Annotated in this window: 12 protein-coding genes; 6 read left to right on the top strand and 6 right to left on the bottom strand. The window is 38.6% G+C overall.

Going from position 1 to position 13,658, the window contains the following annotated elements; translation table 11 throughout:
* Positions 1-327: 327 nt before the first annotated feature.
* A complete protein-coding gene (locus ACYU0V_RS08690) occupies positions 328-699 on the top strand; it encodes a hypothetical protein (RefSeq protein ID WP_145994037.1) in 372 nt (123 codons plus the stop codon).
* Positions 700-1,196: 497 nt separating this feature from the next.
* Here the strand turns inward: ACYU0V_RS08690 and ACYU0V_RS08685 are convergent, their stop codons facing one another.
* Entirely contained in the window at positions 1,197-1,832 is a 636-nt protein-coding gene (locus tag ACYU0V_RS08685; RefSeq protein ID WP_252059484.1) for a TetR/AcrR family transcriptional regulator, read from the bottom strand.
* A gap of 193 nt (positions 1,833-2,025) precedes the next feature.
* Here ACYU0V_RS08685 and ACYU0V_RS08680 point away from each other — a divergent pair, with 193 nt between their 5' ends.
* Positions 2,026-3,111, top strand: coding sequence for a hypothetical protein (locus ACYU0V_RS08680; RefSeq protein ID WP_252059483.1), 1,086 nt, complete (start codon positions 2,026-2,028; stop codon positions 3,109-3,111).
* A 117-nt stretch (positions 3,112-3,228) separates the two neighbouring features.
* A complete protein-coding gene (locus ACYU0V_RS08675; protein WP_353619248.1) occupies positions 3,229-3,702 on the top strand; it encodes a hypothetical protein in 474 nt (157 codons plus the stop codon).
* Between the two features lie 137 nt (positions 3,703-3,839).
* Here the strand turns inward: ACYU0V_RS08675 and ACYU0V_RS08670 are convergent, their stop codons facing one another.
* Positions 3,840-4,697, bottom strand: a complete 858-nt coding sequence (locus tag ACYU0V_RS08670) for an SDR family oxidoreductase (RefSeq protein ID WP_461849808.1) — start codon at positions 4,695-4,697, stop codon at positions 3,840-3,842.
* Positions 4,698-4,824: 127 nt separating this feature from the next.
* On the opposite strand from ACYU0V_RS08670, the gene ACYU0V_RS08665 reads away from it, so the two are divergent.
* Positions 4,825-5,184, top strand: coding sequence for a winged helix-turn-helix transcriptional regulator (locus ACYU0V_RS08665; RefSeq protein ID WP_252059480.1), 360 nt, complete (start codon positions 4,825-4,827; stop codon positions 5,182-5,184).
* Between the two features lie 148 nt (positions 5,185-5,332).
* Here the strand turns inward: ACYU0V_RS08665 and ACYU0V_RS08660 are convergent, their stop codons facing one another.
* From ACYU0V_RS08660 to ACYU0V_RS08645, 4 genes are all read right to left on the bottom strand, one after another.
* The gene (locus ACYU0V_RS08660) at positions 5,333-6,139 is read right to left on the bottom strand and encodes an oxidoreductase (RefSeq protein WP_252059479.1); all 807 of its coding nucleotides are present in this window, start codon (positions 6,137-6,139) and stop codon (positions 5,333-5,335) included.
* A 38-nt stretch (positions 6,140-6,177) separates the two neighbouring features.
* Positions 6,178-9,243 carry an efflux RND transporter permease subunit gene (locus ACYU0V_RS08655; RefSeq protein WP_252059478.1) on the bottom strand — a complete coding sequence of 1,022 codons (3,066 nt, stop codon included), beginning with the start codon at positions 9,241-9,243 and terminating at the stop codon, positions 6,178-6,180.
* Positions 9,240-10,364 carry an efflux RND transporter periplasmic adaptor subunit gene (locus ACYU0V_RS08650; protein ID WP_252059477.1) on the bottom strand — a complete coding sequence of 375 codons (1,125 nt, stop codon included), beginning with the start codon at positions 10,362-10,364 and terminating at the stop codon, positions 9,240-9,242. Before ACYU0V_RS08650 ends, ACYU0V_RS08655 begins: the two co-directional genes overlap by 4 nt.
* A 79-nt stretch (positions 10,365-10,443) precedes the next feature.
* Positions 10,444-11,064, bottom strand: a complete 621-nt coding sequence (locus ACYU0V_RS08645; protein ID WP_252059476.1) for a TetR/AcrR family transcriptional regulator — start codon at positions 11,062-11,064, stop codon at positions 10,444-10,446.
* Between the two features lie 127 nt (positions 11,065-11,191).
* Between ACYU0V_RS08645 and ACYU0V_RS08640 the strand changes: the two genes are divergently transcribed.
* Both ACYU0V_RS08640 and ACYU0V_RS08635 read left to right on the top strand, forming a co-directional pair.
* Complete coding sequence (locus ACYU0V_RS08640; protein ID WP_249666599.1) at positions 11,192-12,628, top strand: efflux transporter outer membrane subunit; 1,437 nt, start codon at positions 11,192-11,194, stop codon at positions 12,626-12,628.
* Positions 12,629-12,706: 78 nt separating this feature from the next.
* Positions 12,707-13,492, top strand: coding sequence for an SDR family NAD(P)-dependent oxidoreductase (locus ACYU0V_RS08635; protein WP_249666598.1), 786 nt, complete (start codon positions 12,707-12,709; stop codon positions 13,490-13,492).
* The last annotated feature ends 166 nt before the right edge of the window (positions 13,493-13,658 follow it).

Below are 13,658 nucleotides of genomic sequence, written 5' to 3'. Positions count from 1 at the left end.
AAGTAATTATGTTCATTTTGATAAGTTCCAACACAATTTAAGTCATTGCAAATATGCATACAAAAATGCAAGTATTATTGGAAACATGTCCACATGTGGACTATTGGAATTTAAAGATAGTTCAATGTGTTCACTTGAAAGATCAAGAGCAACAAGTATTGAGAAAAAAGTTATTCAAAAGAATAATATATTTATTCAGACAGGACAACTGCCGATTAGAGATAGTGAACTTGTTCATATTTTGTGATGAGCAAGGTATTGAAGTTGGCGCAAGTGGAAATGTAATTATCCCTAAATAATTTAAAACTATTAATGGTAGCAAAAAAGATGGCAGGTAAAAAAGTTAAACTAGATAGTCGTCCAACTTTGTTTTCAACACAAGGTGATGCTCAAAATCACTATAATCAAATCGCTCAAAATATTTATGAATCCAAGACCATCATTCATAGCGGTCAAAATTTCGAGGAATTAAAAGAAATTTTCATAAAATACTGTCAATACAGCAATTATGAATCAGGAAAATTTGCTAATTTAGAAATTATTGGCTTTAAAGGTGTACAAACTGTAAGAGAAAATTATGGACAACATGTAACAACCATATGTTTTGCTGTCATATTTTCAAATCAACAAGAGCAAGAATTTTCTGTTCGTAAAGCAATCAAAGCAATTGCTGATTATCAAAAATCAAATCAGCAATAATGATACAAGAGTCCCCAATTAAATTGTATGGACTCCTTTTCTACTAACTCTTGGCAAACCCATTACCGTTAGTATCAGTTAGTACGTGTGCTTTCCATTGGGCATTATTACAAGTGCTAGCACTGTTGTGTGGAGGAAAAGTATTATCTTGTGGATGTGCATTTGACGTAATCTCTCTTTTACAGTTTTTGCATTTATAAATACCAGATAATGGTACTGTATCTCCAGGTTTATAAACTGTATCAAACCCACTCCAAGTAAGTGGTGTTAAGTCAGTACCGCTACGAATCCCCGCCATTTTTACTACTCTCAAAATTATTATGGAAATACTTTTATTGGTATTAATTAAAGAAATACAAGATAGTATTAAAAAAAATTAGTCATGTCGCATAACTGCATTTTATATTAAATTCTCTAAGTTCATAAACTACTTTGTTGCACCTCAGATTAGAGTTATGCAACAAAGCCCAACCTTTAGATCTAATTATCGAACTAATTTAATTATTTATCTGTGACGAAGAAGCAAGTAAACCTGTAGCATAATTCATAATTGATAAAACTAAATTATTTGCTTTTTCTTCTGATTCAGCCAAACGCCCTTCCAGTAAAAGATGAGACAACCCATGTACAAGGCTACAACTTAACATGGCTAATACTTCGACTTGAGCATCATTTTCGTTAACACCTAATATTGAAGCTGTTAATCGGTGTAACTGCGAATATGTACTATCTACGGCCTCTTTTAACTCAATAACTTCATTTCTTTGTAATTCAGGATTAAACATCAAACCAAAGAGATTACGATTATTTTTTGCGAAGTTAATATAGGCCAAACCAAATAATTTTAAAGCTTCAGTAGGAGAACTAGCACCTTGCAATGTTTGACTTTGCTCTTCTTGTAAGCGTTGGAATCCTTTGGCTGCTAATGCAGCCAAAAAACTATCTTTGTTTTCAAAATGACGATATACAGCATTGGCACTTACCCCAATTTTTCTTGCCATTTCTCTGAAACTAAGGCTCTCTACATCATTATTTTCTAGATGAACTAATCCTGCATTTAGTAATTCTTCACGTACATTTCCATGATGATAATTTGATTTTTGACTTAAATTTTCAGATTGCTTTAAAGGCATGTTGACACCGCGCACATAACACCAGCATAATGTGTGCACTGAACACATTATGTCACTATTGTTGTTTAAGTCTCATAAAAGACCCAATCATAATTCTCGTTCAGTAGAGCTGCTTAATACACATATTCCTTAGTGAAGAATTTCAAGAAAAACACTAAGCCTATGAAAATAACCTTTAAGCCAAGGAGCTGGTATGAACAATTTTAGAAGTATAAAACAGGCTTTCTTATTTACAATACCATTAATGTTGGTCAGTTCTCTTGTAAATGCCGAACTTAATGCCTTAGATGATAAAAGTTTAGCAAGCATAACTGGTCAAGCATTATTTAATCTAACCAATATTGCAGCTAATCAAAGTGGTAATCCAAATACAGATGTAGGTTTTTATCGTCTCGGAATGGAAGCACAAGTAGAGTTAAATGCAAATATTAAACGTTTACAGCTAGGTTGCGGTGGAACTAAAGGAGTGGGTTGTGACATTGATATTGAAAATATTAGTTTAGCAGGTGTCCTCCCCGTAAATGGCAGCTATGCAGGATCAGATGCAGTTATTACTAATCCTTTTATCGAGTTTGCTATAAAATCGCCGGACAAAGCTTCTACTCGAGAAATTGTCGGCTTTCGCCTTGGGGCATTAGGCATATTAGGCAAACTTGGATTGGGATCAAATACAGATTTAACAACATTAGCTGATGACACAGCAGGCATTAACTCTTTATCTGGTGATTTGAATTTAACACTTACGAATACTGTTCTGAAGAATGTAGTGATTGAAAATGGATTGATCACTACAGAAGCACATATTAATGATTATAACAAACCGCTTATTCTTAACCGCTCTACAACAGCAACGCTGGATAATGTAGTAGCTAAAACTGGTCCACTAAAACTATTAGGTATCTTAGATCTACCTTTAGGTTTAACTCTAAGTAATGCCACATTAAAAGATTATCCTTTATCTGGTTTCCACGAGATTTTACTAGCTCAGGATGCAGCAGGAACAATTCCTACTAGTGACACATCACTATCTTTACAAAAACAAGCGATCCAGTGGCAAAACATAAGTTCTGGTAGCTTCGAAAATACTGTAGCTGCTCAACCTGGATGGTGGCTTTCCTTACCGAAAGTTATTCTTACTGATATCGAGACACAACAGCGGATTGATGTTGGACTTGGGGAAGCACTCGGAGGTTTAGTTGGTCGAGAGTTAATTATTAATCCTATCGACTCTGGACAGGTAGGTATTAAAAACTGCTACGGGAACTTAAAGTTTTGCTAAGTAAAATTGCGTTCGAACCTTTATATGACCATTAAATTAAAAAAACTCATCGTTTTTATATCATTATTAGCAGGGCTAAATACAACCCAAGCTACCACAGTCTATAGGTCAATAAATATGTGCTCAGCTTCAGTCCAACATATACCTGATAATATCCAGAGTGCTATTTCTAAACTTAAAGTAGGCTCAATAGAGTCAAATAGTTCAAACATCGCTTTTATTATCGCTTCCGCAATTGCTGCAAAATACGATAAACAAATAGATTTAGACCTTATTACTGTTTATCTGCAGGCTCAACGAAATCTGAAAAATTTCCATTATTCCTTACTTGATATCAAGAAAACTTTCGAGAATTTCAATATATCAGTTGAGGCAAAAAAAAATGCATCGCCTTTTGATCTGTTAAATTTAAGTAATGAAATACTGATTGGTATTGATCAACAAGATCAGCTCTTTGCACTAGTTGGCTCGTCGCAAGAATATGTATATTTAATTTATGGAATCATGAATCGAAAAGCGTTGATCTGCCCTCTTAAAAAATCTTTATTTATTCAAAATTTCACTACAAATAAATTTTTAATTCTTAAATAAGTAACATAACGGGTAAATAAATTCTTTTTTAAGTTCCCCATTAAAATAAACTTATCTCTTTTATTTATTAAAATATGAAAAAGGCCCAAATCATAAAACTTAAGCCTTTTTGTTTTTAGATAAAGCTATACACCATCTTAAGATAAAAATTCTTTAATAGTTTCTTGCATACTTGTAGTGGTACGACCAATTAATTTGTGCAGGTCTTTGCTATCACTATATAAAGCATCTTTAGATACACCTTCATCTGAGTTAGCTAATATACTCGCAAAACCTTCTGGTAGACCCACTTGTATCAAGAGCTCCTTATATTCCTCTTCCGATAAATCTTGATAAGTTACATCTTGTTTAGTGATTTCACTTGTCCATCTTGTTACATCATCAAGGGTATAACTCGTATCACCAGCGAGTTCATATACTTTATTTTCATGCCCTTCTTGAGTTAATACTACAGCGGCAGCAGTCGCATAATCTAAGCGCGAAGCTGAAGCAATTTTGCCGTGATGCGTTGCCCCAAAAATTTTGCCTTGTTCGACCGCTTGTGCAAGTCCCATTGCATAGTTTTCGCTGTACCAGTTATTCCGTAATACTGTATACGGAATATTCGCTGCTTTTAAATATTGTTCAGTCTCAATATGTTCTTGGGCTAATAGAAGCGGTGATATATCTGCTTTTAATAAACTCGTATAAGCAATAAATTTTACGTTTGCAAGTTTTGCTGCATCAATCACATTTTGGTGCTGTACTGTCCGTTGACCAATTTCACTCGATGAGATTAATAAAAGCTTATCAATACCTGATAATTGAACTGAAAGTTCATCTGCATTATGAGCATAGTCAAAAGCACGAACTTCGATCCCTTTTGAACTTAATTCTGCTGCTTTTTCTGGATTGCGCACTAATGCCACAATATTTTTTGCCTCAGTTCGTTCGAGTAATTGAGAAATAATAAGTTGGCCGAGCTGACCTGAGGCGCCAGTAATTGCAATACGCATGTTAATCTCCACTTGATGTAGTTGATATATTCCAATCATGGTAGTACCATAACTTACTAAAAGTAAGTACTTACCTAAAAGTAAGTTTAGAAATAAATGTAAAGTTTTGTAGTTAAGGTCATATACGATGAAAGGTTATGTTTTCGCAGCAAATTGTCCCTCTCGAAAAATTTTGTTGACTCTCACTAGCCGTTGGAGTGTTTTAATTTTAGTAGCGCTCAGAGACCAACGTCTGCGTTTTAATGAGTTAAAGAAAATTATTGATGGCATTAGTGAAAAGATGTTGGCACAAACCTTAAAAACACTTGAAAACGATGGTTTTATCTTACGTCAGGATTATGCAGAAATACCGCCTCGTGTAGACTATCAATTAACAGATTTTGGGCGAGAGGCTTCTGAACGACTCTTTGATTTAACTAGCTGGCTTGAAAATAATTTATCCGAATTATTAGAAAATCAGCCGAGTTCAGACATAGTGCAAAACTGACTTGAAAATATATAGATTATTGTATATTCAGGTTTTAGACTCGCTTGATTCGCCACTTTTTTGACACTATTTTTTAGTAACAAGATAGGGTTATTTTATAAAAAGATCTAAATAAAAAATTTAGATCTTTTTATAAAGAGTTCAAAATTTATTTCAAACCAAAAGTCTTTCTAATATTTTTATCAACCGGACCACTCGGCATAAATCGACGCAATTTGCTTAACAAAGATGCTTGTCCAGAAGGTGTACAGCGCATTTGCCAATCATTGAGTGCTGCTTTAACAATTGTATCAGCAACGCCATCGGGCTGAGGTGCTTGATCAATCTGTTTCAATACGGCACGACTAGCGAGATCACGCTCATTATTGTATTCAGGAATTTTTGAACTTACGCTGGGTGTGTTCTTGTCTAAATTTGTTTTAGTGAACGAAGGCTGAACAATGGATACACGAATTCCAAATTGGCGAAGCTCATGATCTAAAGACTCAGATAGCCCCTCAACTGCATGTTTAGTAGCTGAATACAGTCCCATATACGGTGAAGGAAGGAAACCCAATACTGAACTAACATTTATAATTCTTCCAAAATGCTGTATTCGCATATAAGGCAATACTGCTTGTGTCGTACGAAGAATACTAAATACATTAGTGTTAAATAAAAATTCGGCTTCTTTTATCGAGGTCTCCTCTACTGCGCCAATTAAGCTTGCTCCAGCATTATTAACTAAAATATCAATATGCCCAGCTTTATCAATAATAGAATGAATCCCGAGTTGGACAGAGTCTTCATCTGACACATCCATCTCGACAAGCTCAACGCCTTCTATAGGTTGAGCTTTGAGTTTATTTCTGACTGTACCGAAAACTTTATGGCCGAGTTTAGCAAATTTTTCTGCTGTAACGTGCCCAATGCCAGATGAAACACCTGTAATTACAACCACTTTTGAGTTTGACATACGAACTCCAATAACTTTTAAATTTGAAAATCTGATCATTAAACTGCTGGTTTAGCCCCGATCTTGAACCAGATTGAATACATTGCGGGCAGGAAAACCAAAGTCAAAATGGTTCCTGCAAGGGTTCCGCCAATGAGTGTGTAAGCAAGCGTTCCCCAAAACACTGAGTGAGTCAGAGGAATGAAAGCTAAAATAGCTGCTAAAGCTGTCAAAATTACAGGTCTGGCGCGTTGTACTGTGGCCTCAACTACCGCATTCAATGGATCAAGCCCAGCTTCTTTGTTTTGCTGAATCTGTCCAATTAAGATGAGCGTGTTACGCATCAAGATTCCAGACAATGCAATCAACCCGACTAATGCATTAATACCAAAGGGCTGCTGAAATAACAGAAGCGTTGGCACAACACCGATTAATCCCAACGGGCTGGTTAAAAACACCATAATCATTGCAGCGATAGACCTCACTTGAAGAATGATAATGAGTAGAGTCATGGCTAACATGATTGGAAAAATAGGAAGCATGGCTTTAGTGGCTTTACCTGACTCCTCAATAGAACCCGCCTCTACAATCTGATAACCCTTTGGTAAATCTTTAATGACTGGTTGAAGCTGTTTGGTAATTGCAGTAGATACATCCGGTGGTTGTAATCCTTCAGCAATATCTCCACGAACGGTCATTGTTGGCACCCGATCTCGACGTCGGATAACAGGTTCTTCCATCCGTACTTCAATTTTGCCAATTTGTGCTAAAGGAATACGTTGCCCATTTGCACCAGTCAGTGTGAAATCACCAATTTTTGCAGGGTCTAGCCTGATATCACCTGCTGAACGAGCAACAACTTGCACTGTACGAATATCTTCACGCACAGATGTAATTGGAATACCAGTTAACAAAAACTGTAATTGCTGTGCGACTGAACTTGATGTGAGACCAACTGCTTGTAGACGGTCTTGTTCCAAGGTGAAATGTAGGGCTGGCACACGAGTTCCCCAGTCCGTATTTACAGTTCGCATCATTGGGCTAGCATTCATAATTTGCTGAACCTGAGCTGCAATCACATGTAATTTTTCTGGATCAGGACCTGAAACTCGGTAAGCCACTGGATATGGCGAATAGGGTCCAAACACAAGTTGAGTTACACGTAGCTGTGCCTCAGTTGCAAGTCCATTTGAAATAGCTTGTCTTAAGCGGTGTTTTAAGGCTTCACGTTCTTCTTGATTGTCAGTTCGTACCACAATCTTGGCAAAGGATGGATCTGGTAACTCAGGCCCCATCGAAAAATAAAAACGAGGTGCACCTTGACCAATATACGATGTCACAATCTTTGCTTCATGTTGCTTAGATAACCAAGCTTCAACTTTTGCTGTCGCAGCACTTGTTTGCGTAATCGATGTACCATAAGGCATCTGTACTTCAACAAGTACTTCAGGTCGGTCAGAGATTGGAAAAAATTGTTTTTTCACCAATGCCATTCCACCGACGGCTAAAACAAATAATCCGATTACACTACCGGCAACAATCCATTTACGCGCAATCACGCGTTCAAGAATTTGACGGAAACGGTTATATCTTGGTGTGTCATAAATTGCAGTATGGCCACCTTCAATTTTTTTAAAATCAGGCAACATTTTCACACCCAAATAAGGTGTAAAAACTACAGCAACAATCCATGAGGCAATAAGTGCAATACCAACAATCCAAAACATATTGCTGGTGTATTCACCCGCACTAGATCGAGCAAAACCATTTGGCATGAACCCAACAGCGGTGACTAATGTTCCAGAAAGCATCGGCGCTGCCGTATGGCTCCATGCATAGGCGGAAGCTGCTATACGACTAAAGCCCTCTTCCATTTTTACGACCATCATTTCAATCGCAATAATGGCATCATCAACTAAAAGCCCTAAAGCAAGAATAAGAGAGCCAAGTGTAATCCGGTCAAAGTTTTTACCCGTTGCCAACATCACTACAAAAACAATAGCTAATGTGAGTGGTACAGCCATCGCAACCACGACGCCAACGCGCCAGCCCATACTAATAAAGCTTACAAACATAACCACAAGCAATGCTGCAAAGAACTTAATCATGAACTCATCTACCGATGAGCTAATATTGACTGCCTGATCAGTCACTTTGTTTAAACTAATGCCTAAAGGTAAATCTTCGTTGATGGAACTGACTTCTTTCTCTAATGATTTACCAAGATCTAAGCCATTCCATCCTTCGCGCATCACTACCCCTAACAGTAAGGTCGGTTCCCCACCATTACGAATCATGAATGTTGCAGGATCTTCAGTGCCACGTTTAACTGTCGCAATATCTGACAATTTCAAGGTGCGACCTTGAGCCGTTATTGGGGTGTCACGAATTTTTTGTAACTTGTCAAAAGCACCATCTAATCTGACAAAAACTTGAGGCCCCTTAGTTTCAATGGAACCCGCAGGAGTAAGCACATTCTGATTATTCAGCGCAGCAAATACATCTTGCGGATTTACGCCTAGTGTTGCCAAACGCTCATGTGAAAATTCAATATAGATACGTTCAGATTGCTCACCAATAATATTGACTTTCTTTACGCCCGGCACATGAAGTAACTGCTGTCGAATTGTTTCTGCATCACGGACCAATAATCTTTGTGCTTCATTTTTTGCCTTTAATGAATATAAAGCAAAAGTTACATCTGCATATTCATCATTAACAAGGGGTCCAATTACACCGGCAGGTAAGTTGCTCATCTCGTCATTTACTTTCTTCCTTGCCTGATAAAATTCCTCCTGAACCTGTGATGGTGGGGTACTATCAAGTAAAGTCAGTGTCGTAAAAGCCAAGCCGGGTCTGGTATAAGTTTCTGTTCGATCGTACCAACGCAGCTCCTGCATCCGTTTTTCGATTTTTTCAGCAACTTGATCTTGCATCTCTTGAGAAGTTGCTCCAGGCCAAGCCGTCACAATGGTCATAACCTTCACTGTAAAAGCTGGATCTTCGGCTCGACCTAACTTGAAAAAAGCAACGATGCCAGCAATTGAAATCAAAAAAATCAGAAATAGCGTGATACCGCGTTCCCGAACAGCAAGGGCCGATAAGTTAAAACCTTTTTCACTCATGAGTGGTCCCCTTCATTTCCAACTGAAGGATGACTCGCTTGTGAGGCAATACGTACCAATTCACCTTCTCGAAGCAAATGCGCACCTAAAGCAACAATTCGATCTCCACTTTGAATATTGCCAGTAACATAGGCATATTCATCATCAAGCTGCTTAACAACAACAGGACGCCACGTTACTTTCTGAGTTTTTCCATTAATTACCCAGACTCCAGCTCCCTTACCCTTATCAAGTAAGGAACCGACTGGCACTTGTAAAAAATGTTGTGAACTCTGATTTTGATTGGAAATACGTACAGTAACCGTTGAACCTAAAGGAGCATTTGCTAAATCACCTTCTAAGACGAAACGGGCTTCAAAAGTACGAGTGAGTTGATCTGCTGTATTTGATAATTGTCTAAGTTTAGCTGGGACATTTATATTTTCTTTACCAAATAGTGTGGCTTGACCAATGGCGCCTATTGCAGGACGTAATGTTTCTGGAAGCTGAATGATTGCTTCTCTTTGACCAGAATGAGCTAAGCGAATGACTGTTTGACCCGCACTGACAACCTGACCTGGTTCGACCAGTGTTTCCATAATCGTACCATCACCATCCGCAATTAAATCGGCATAATGACTCGCATTTAAAGCGACCTTTGCCTGGGCTTGGGCAGAATTTAGCTGTGCTCTTGCTGTATCTGCCGCAGCTTTAATTTGATCATAAGCTGAAGCAGAGATAGCTCCACTTCCACTCAAATCACGATAGCGAGCTTCATCTTTATGAGCTTGCTCAGCACGCGCTCTAGCTGCATCCACAGCTTCCTGCTGGGCTTTGGCAGCAAGTTCTAAATCGACCGGATCAATACGCATCAGTAACTGACCGCGCTTTACTGTCTGCCCTGCTTCAACAAATCGTTTGATGACTTTACCAGAGACACGAAAACCCAGATCACTTTCTACCCGTGCCCCTATCGTGCCTGTGAATGCTCTTGAATCAGAAGTGATTTCGTCTTGTACAGTTGCGACTCGTACTAATGGAGCAGAAGTACGGGGGTCAGATTGCGTATTTTCAGCACAACCGAGCAAGAAAAAAGGAAATATACATATTGCTGTAAACGGAATAAGGCGACGATAAAGCATATTTGAGTCCCCCTTAAGAAATTAATCAGGAGACTCATTTTTAATCAAGTGACCAATTTAGTCAATAGTCACCAATCTATTATGGCGATAAACTTCTTAGTACAAGACTAGAAAGCAAGACAGGAGCATCGGTGTTATATGAAATACTATGTTGTAAAAGTAGTGGGTGCAGATAGGGTCTCATAACTAAATAAATAGCCTTAACTGCTTCATCAATTGGAGTTTTTCTTTCAAAATCACCAGATTGACGACCTTCTTGAATAATGTTTTGTAGTACTTTAAGAGTTCGATTTTCATAAGCGACTGTAGCATCCCATTTCTCGGAAGCAGCAGAAGCAGCAATTTCATAAAGCTTACGCTCTTGAGAAAATAAACGAAGGCTTGCTTCAACAATTACTTTAAATAACACCCTTAATTTTTCTGCGGGATACTCAGCTTCATTAATAGCTGTATTAACTTCATCTTCAATTTCACGTAAACAATTAGCACATATCATTTCGCCAATCGCTTGTTTAGATTCAAAAAATTTATAAATATAAGCTTTTGAAAAACCTATAGATTTTGCAAGATCAGAAACTGTGGTTTTCTCATAACCATAGCGGCTGAAATGCTCTGTAGCAGCACTCAGGATTTGATCTCTTACATCATGATCTTCTGGTCCTCGCTTTGAAACAGGATAACTACTTTTTTCTTTACTCATATTTTCAATTTAAACCTTTATCTGGAAGTGGCAGTTTAACTCTTGCGAAATAATATTGACAACTAGTGACTAAATTGTATTATAGTCACAATTAAACTATTGTTCAAAATCTCGCCTCGGGGGAAATATGTTATCTAGATCTATCGTTCTCCTACCCATCATCGTAAGTACTCTTACTGCGTGTACTGTAGGTCCTAATTATAAACGCCCTAATATATCTCTACCCGAGCAATACATTGGCACACCGTTAAAATCATCTAATGACAATAGCAAAACAGATATTGCCATATGGTGGCAAAGTTTTAACGATCCTCAACTTACTCGATATGTCACATTAGCGTTAAAACAAAATCTTGATCTGACCCAAGCATATACTCGAGTGACTCAAGCTCAGGCTGGATTATCGGCAGCTAATGCCTCTTTACAACCAATAGGTACTGTTGGCGCACAAGCAGCTAAAGTTTATCAATCTGTTGAAACACCCTTGGGACAAGTTTTAAATTCAATGCCAGATTTTGACCGACATGGTAGTTCTTATGAGGCAAATTTAAGTGCAACTTGGGAGTTAGATATTTTTGGAGGCCTTCGCAGAGATCGTGAAGCTGCTCTTGCAAATTATCAGTCTTCAAACGCAGGAGCCTCAGCCGTCCGTTTAATGGTTGCAGCTCAAACTGCCAATATCTATATTAATATTCGTGGCTTACAATCTCGGCTAGATATTGCCCATCAACAATTACAAACCCAACAACAACTTCTTTCAACTATTAATCTTTTATACAGCAAAGGATTAGCTTCCGAATTTCAAGTCAAACAAGCCAAAGCGAACGTCGCTCAAGTTCAAGCTGTTGTTCCTGTTCTTGGAATGAATCTAGACATTGCTATGAATGCCCTCGATGTCATGCTTGGAACCGTACCGGGAACTCATCGAGCAGAACTAGCAGAAGTAAAACCAATTCCAGTTATTCCTCAGATTACAGAAACCGGAACACCTCGTGATCTTTTACGTAGAAGACCAGATCTCATCATGGCTGAAAGACAATTGGCGGCTTCAAATGCACGCATTGGCAGTGCGATTGCAGAATATTATCCAAAGGTCTCTCTAGGCGGTTTGATAGGTAGTACAACCACAGCAAGTGGAAACTTATTTTCAAGTGGTGCGAATCAAGCTGCGGGCTTATTAGGTTTGCGTTGGCGCTTATTTGATTTTGGTCGAATTAATGCAGAAATTCGCTTAGCCAAGGGCCAAGAAGCCGAAAAGCTCGCAGCCTACCAATTAGCCGTCTTACATGCAGCGGAAGATGTAGAAAACTCATTATCAACTTTGTCCAAACGACAAGAACAGTTAATGGCTCTTCAAGATGGAGAAAATGCATTAAAGCATGCACAGAAAATTGCTTTAATTGCTTACCAGAAAGGAATTAACAGTCGAATAGAAGTATTACAAGCAGATTCAAACGCTTTGCAATTTTCAGATAGAAAACTTCAAGCACGAACTGATTCGGCCCTTGCAGCTGTAGCAGTTTACAAATCACTAGGTGGCGGCTGGCAACCAACTGATTATTAAAATCAAATTTCAAATAACTGAATGAGTATGAGTGATGAAAAGTAATTTAAATTGTTATAGCAAACCGGAGTAAGTGACATGACAGAAAAAAATAATTCTTGGGTCCTTGTGACTGGTGCATCAAGCGGTTTTGGTATCGAGTTTGCCAAACAATACGCAGCACAGGGTCGCTCGCTAATCTTAGTAGCACGTACCTTGACTAAACTTGAATCCATCGCTACGGAGTTACGCCAAAACTTCAATATTGAAGTCATTGTTGAACAAGTTGATCTTTCCTCTATTCCCGCAGTTACTGCATTACATCAGCGCTTACGTGAAAGAGATATTGTAGTTGATGTTTTGATCAATAACGCAGGCCATGGACTGCAAGGTCCATTTTTGGATGAGTCTCTAGATCATTCATTAGCAATGATCGATCTGGACATCCGCAGCTTGACAGCAATGACCCGCCTATTTGGCGAAGACATGCGTGCAAGAAAAAAAGGCAGCATATTAATGGTGGCTAGCTTGCTTTCGTATCAGGGCGTCAAGAATTTTGCTGTGTACTCCGCTGCTAAAGCCTATGTACTAAAGTTTTCCGATGCACTCCATCGTGAGTTCAAAAAGGATGGCGTCGTCGTTACAGCACTGTGCCCAGGCCTATCAGATACAGGGTTTGCGGCTGGAGCCAAACAAAAATTAACGCCGGCCTTAAAAATGATCATGATGCAGCCCAAGCCCGTAGTTCAGGCGGGAATTCAGGCACTTCAAGCCGGCCGTATGAGCGTAGTGCCAGGGTTTGGCAATAAAGCAATTGCCATCCTCGCTTGGGCAACTCCACGTTGGTTACACCAGACCATCATGGCTACCGTGATGGGAGTTTAGTCTCGTTAGGCTAGTTACTCATTTCACTGTGTAGCCAACCTTTCTGTCTAACTCATAAGCTTAAAAAAGAGTTAGCCAAGGATTGCACATCTTATTGATTGATAGTGCCCATACAAAATGATGTGGAGTTACAGCTCAATCGGTGGATTAAACGTATGTCTATACG

Source organism: Acinetobacter sp. X9 (assembly GCF_054889255.1).
Note: the sequence above shows the minus strand (reverse complement) of the source record. Positions and strands in the feature narration are given on the sequence as shown.